The following is a 1,388-nucleotide window of genomic DNA, read 5'->3' as shown; positions in this document are numbered from 1 at the left end:
GCCAGCTTCTCGCGCGCCTTGGCCTCGCCGTCGGCCTCGATGCCACGCGCCTGCGCGTTGCCCTCGGCCATGCGGACCCGCGCGACGCGCTCCGCCTCCGCTTCCAGCTGGCGCTGCTCGACCTGGCGCTGCTTGAAGGGCAGCACATGCTTCATCGCCTCCTCCTGGCCCTTGGCGGCGATGACCTGCTCGCGCGCCGAGGCCTCGGCGGCCGTCTCGCGGCGCACCTTCTCGGCCGCAGCCTCGAGCTCGGTCTGCTTGACCTGCTTCTCCTTGAGCTCCAGCGTGTAGCGCATCTTCTCGCTCGCCAGGCCCTCGGCCAGCAGGTTCTCCAGCCCTTCGCGGTACTCGTGGGGCAGGTCGACGTTGCCGATCTCCAGGCCGCGCAGCACGATGCCGTCCAGCGCCAGCTTGCGGCGCAGCTCGCCTTCGAGCGCCGCCTGGATGGGGCCGCGCTGCGTCGAGAAGATCTCGCGCACGGTGTGCGTGGCGATCTGGCGATAGACGATGCCCTGCAGTGCCGGGGCGATCACGTCGCCCTCGATGTCGTCGGGCAGCGAGGCGGCCAGCTGCGGCAGGCGGCTCGGGTCGACGGTCCAGCGCACCGTCAGGTCCAGGCCCAGCGACAGGCCTTCGAGCGACTGCAGCGGCGCCTCGCCATCGGCGCGGGCGAAGCGGGTCGGGTGGTAGCTGCGGTCGCGCACCGGCAGGTCGCGGACCTCATGCAGGCCGGGCAGCTTCAGCACCGAGCCCGAGCGCGCCTCGGTGATGCCGCCCGTCAGCGTGTTGGTGCGCAGCGTGACGGCGCCCCGCGGCACCTCGTGCACCGGCGGGTGCATCACCAGCAAGGCCACCGCGCCGGACACGGCCGTCAGGCCAGCCAGCCAGGGCAGCGCGCGCACCAGGCCCGCGCCGGCGCGCCGGCCGAAGCCGTCGGCGCCGGCGGTCGTGCGCTCGAGGCCGGCGCCTTCGTCGCCGAGGTCGGTGCCAAGGCCGGCATCGGCGCGGCGGGAGAAGCCGGACAGTCGAGCCTTCAGCCGGGCAGCGGCGTTGCGGATCGATTGCAGGCGGTCGTTCATGAGGTCCTCCGGGGTGCCCGCTCACGGGCTGTTGGGATGTCGCTCATGGTCCGGAGACAGCGCGGAAGCCTCAATGCGGGCGGGTGGCGCCTCCCTTCACGGTCCGGAAGAAACCTTCACGGGGCGGCGGCGCGCGGGGGGCCGGGGCTGTCCATAATCCGGCGCCATGGTCATCCCAAGGAACAAGGTCGCCGTCATCGAGGACGACCGCCCCACCAGCGAGCAACTGGCCGGCTGGATCCGCGCCGCGCGGCCCGAGTTGCAGGTCGATCAATGGTTCGACCGCGACGCCGCCGAGGCCGCGCTGGC

1 protein-coding gene is annotated in these 1,388 nt (G+C 72.9%); it reads right to left on the bottom strand.

Translation table 11 applies throughout. The annotated features are described in order from the left end of the window. The coding region (locus tag FUT87_RS13285) for an SPFH domain-containing protein (protein ID WP_147241327.1) at nucleotides 1-1,079 on the bottom strand (1,079 nt) is incomplete at its 3' end. Nucleotides 1,080-1,388 lie beyond the last annotated feature (309 nt).

Source organism: Mitsuaria sp. TWR114 (assembly GCF_007997345.1).
The sequence above is the reverse complement of the archived record's forward strand: the minus strand, read 5'-3'. Positions and strand labels throughout refer to the sequence as shown.